A 2,240-nucleotide genomic window follows, 5' to 3' on the forward strand; every position below is an offset into this window, starting at 1 on the left:
GACCCACCTGATTCCATGCCGAACTCAGAAGTGAAACACAATAGCGCCGATGGTAGTGTGGGGTTTCCCCATGTGAGAGTAGGACATCGCCAGGCTCCAAATTTATTTTCACTTTTAAAAAGTGAAGACAAAAAGTTTTCAAAATCGTTTTAAACGGTTCTTGAATTGCTGATATAGCTCAGCCCGGTAGAGCGCACCCTTGGTAAGGGTGAGGTCCCCAGTTCGAGTCTGGGTATCAGCACCATTATTTAGTTGATTTGATTCATCAACTTGACAACAGAATTTGTTTGACGACCATAGCATTGTGGACCCACCTGATTCCATGCCGAACTCAGAAGTGAAACATAATAGCGCCGATGGTAGTGTGGGGCTTCCCCATGTGAGAGTAGGACATCGTCAGGCTTAAATTGCATTATGCTGAATAGACACTGCGGAGTGGTAGTTCAGTTGGTTAGAATACCGGCCTGTCACGCCGGGGGTCGCGGGTTCGAGTCCCGTCCACTCCGCCACTTATTTAGAAGCCTCGCTAGAAATAGCGGGGCTTTTTTACATCCAAATTATAGTGCTTTGCCCTTCCATCTAATGACTTCCACATAAGGCTTCCCGTACCCCATAACTCTTAGCCAACGCGTCCCCATTATTCCGTCATTTATCAGAAATCCCAATCCTACGACTAGAATCACATCATTTCTGATTCCAATTGTGGTTTGACACAAGAAAGACTTCAAACGCATGCAACTCTTTAAGCTTACTGATCAAATACTCGAGCCATACGACGTTGTAAGTTAGGTTAATGAGACTGTTTTGACTCAGCGCCCCATTCAATACCTGAAACTATACAAGCATTACAACTCATCCTGCTTGCTCAGTGCTTGGGGCCTTCTTCAAGTATTAGCTAACAGCCCTTCGTCTAGGAAACCTGACTTCTGGCCTATCAGTGAATCTAGAGGATAGCCTGATGTGTATGGAGGATTTCGCTAAGAACGCTAGAGTCCTTAATGAGTCGACTTAATAGCTCTTGTTATGCATTGAGCTTAAACCACTCTCGATGGCATTAAGCACTTTGTTCGAAACATTTCAAAGGGTGAAAGCGGACTAGATTCAGTTTGAAGGTGAGAGTAGCTAGGCTGAGCTCCCCAAGTGATGCCGGAAGGATATATAAGCTAAGAAATAGAGTATTCCTCGATCCGTGCAGTGATGTTTATCACCCAACTGATTGAGATTTTCTGGTTCTAGGCACTGGTATCTTAGGATGTTTACCGGTCTCTCTTCGATTCTGATGTGCTTGTCGACTCGATATGAATTAGTTGTTTTCACCGCTTTTACTCTGAACATATTGATTTCTTGCTGGTTAGTTCAAGCTATGTTTAGGTTATTACGACTAATATTAAGCTAAGAAGTGTCATTTCTGTTGCTTGGTAAGAATAGAAAATTCCCCAAATCATAGGCGGATAATTTTGTTATTATTTTAAAAAATAGATAAAGCCTTAAAACCTAATGGGTCGAACTATGAAATTAAGCTTTAACTTTGAAGATGCTAGCCAGATCTTTGTAGGATCTTTTGCTTTGGCCGTGCCGATTTCTTTTTCTGAAGAAGCGTGGAAGTTAGGAGAGACTTTACCGAGCGCTAATCTATTGCTGTTATTTTTACTATCAGCTGTGTTCCTCGGCTTCTATACGTATGAGAGTGTATTCCAGAAAGATATTGTCGCTCGGTTGCCGGTGTTTATTTTCAGAATAGTTATTGCTTACGTCATGACGGCAATGGTCGTTGCTTTAGTGCTAACTTGTTTGGATAAACTACCTTTATTAAGCGACCCAATTGTATCGATCAAAAGAGTGATCGTTATTTCCATGCCAGCGTCTATGGGGGCTATTGTGGTGGATAGTTTCGATAAAGAGTGAATCGTCTTGTCACTTAAAGTTAAGTTATCAACAGAGCCTTTCTAGAGCTCATTTGAGTCATTCTTTAGATAACTCAAGTAGCGAGTTCGTTACGACCGACCTATACGTGAATGTATCGGTTATTGTTGTGAGAGTTTAAAGGGAATTAAAGAGAGAAGTCTGGTTGCTTTAGAAGGCATTGAAACCGTTGGTTTCTGTATTAGACGAGGTATTGGTAATGGGAAGGCGAGGGGACTTATACCAGTTCCATTAATTAACTTACCAATCGAGTCCAATCTCTAAAGCAGAGGGATTGGACTCTGCGTTTATCTTCACAAAAACTGTTCCAAGCATTG

Annotated in this window: 1 protein-coding gene, 2 tRNA genes and 2 rRNA genes; all 5 read left to right on the plus strand. The window is 42.0% G+C overall.

Annotation, left to right across the window (positions count from 1 at the left end; genetic code table 11):
• Positions 1-95 (plus strand): 5S ribosomal RNA (gene rrf / locus AACR09_RS12125); the annotation flags it as partial.
• Between the two features lie 72 nt (positions 96-167).
• Positions 168-244 (plus strand) — tRNA-Thr (locus AACR09_RS12130).
• A 42-nt stretch (positions 245-286) separates the two neighbouring features.
• Positions 287-402 (plus strand): 5S ribosomal RNA (gene rrf / locus AACR09_RS12135).
• A gap of 30 nt (positions 403-432) precedes the next feature.
• A tRNA-Asp gene (locus AACR09_RS12140) sits at positions 433-509 on the plus strand.
• A 1,000-nt stretch (positions 510-1,509) separates the two neighbouring features.
• Entirely contained in the window at positions 1,510-1,905 is a 396-nt protein-coding gene (locus tag AACR09_RS12145) for a DUF2391 family protein (protein ID WP_086048692.1), read from the plus strand.
• Positions 1,906-2,240 lie beyond the last annotated feature (335 nt).

Origin of the sequence: Vibrio sp. OPT20, assembly GCF_963889365.1 — a bacterium.
In the GTDB taxonomy this organism is placed as follows: domain Bacteria; phylum Pseudomonadota; class Gammaproteobacteria; order Enterobacterales; family Vibrionaceae; genus Vibrio; species Vibrio splendidus.